The organism is Oleiphilus sp. HI0061 (genome assembly GCF_001635675.1).
This window is the reverse complement of the sequence record NZ_LWFE01000669.1, coordinates 1-835: the sequence shown is the minus strand read 5'-3', so window position 1 is coordinate 835 and position 835 is coordinate 1. Positions and strand designations below refer to the sequence as shown.

Genomic DNA, 835 nt, shown 5'->3' with positions numbered 1-835 from the left:
CTATCACCTCTGATAATAAATTATTAATAAGCGATGCAAATAAGCTTAAGACTTACGCTACAGATATAAACTCACCAAGACTAACCTTGTATGCTGCAAATGACAGCGAAAGCCTAATCAAACCTCAAACAACTGTTTTTGACACAAACCAAGAGCGAGAACTTATTCTTGATGTAAGGGAAACGCAGCCAGTTTCACAAGCTATTCTCGCTCGCCAATACCCCAGCGGTAATTTAACCACTCTGGCCAACGGCCTAAACAATGTTATTGATATATCCATCGATAGCGACGGCGGCATCCTCTACCTGTTGATGGCGAATGAAAATTCAGAAAGTGGTGCAATCATTAAAGTGTTTGATATCGACGAGCAGTTAAGTCCTAATCGCTGGCCCATCCTCTCAGACAATGCTAATCCCGGCCTTGAATTACTAAAACCAACTGCAATCGTATTTCACAATGGTGTGCTCTACTGTTCTGACAATGGCAATAATACGGTTCTATCCATTGATATAGAAACAGGTACAAGCTCAATCATTTCTTCAAGTGAGCAAGGTAGCGCCTCGGGCTCTTTCTCATACATATCGGATATTGCTGCAGGGGTTGTTGAAGTCACTGATATAGACCAGGAGCTCACCACAAAGACCAAATTATGGCTAATTGATGAAGACTCAAAATCAATTATCGAGATTGATGTCGAGACTGGTGACCGAACGATACTGAGCCAAGCAAACGATGGTAAGGGTGAAGAGTTCAAAACGTTTAAACAGCTGGTCGTCGATCAGCAAAATGAACGATTACTTGTAAACGACACCGAGCTTAAGGTCGTATTCTCAGT

Annotated in this window: 1 protein-coding gene; it reads left to right on the top strand. The window is 41.9% G+C overall.

All coding sequences use genetic code 11. The features are described from left to right. Nucleotides 1-835 (top strand): hypothetical protein (locus tag A3735_RS30600; RefSeq protein ID WP_197485771.1); only part of this gene is annotated, 835 nt, incomplete at both ends.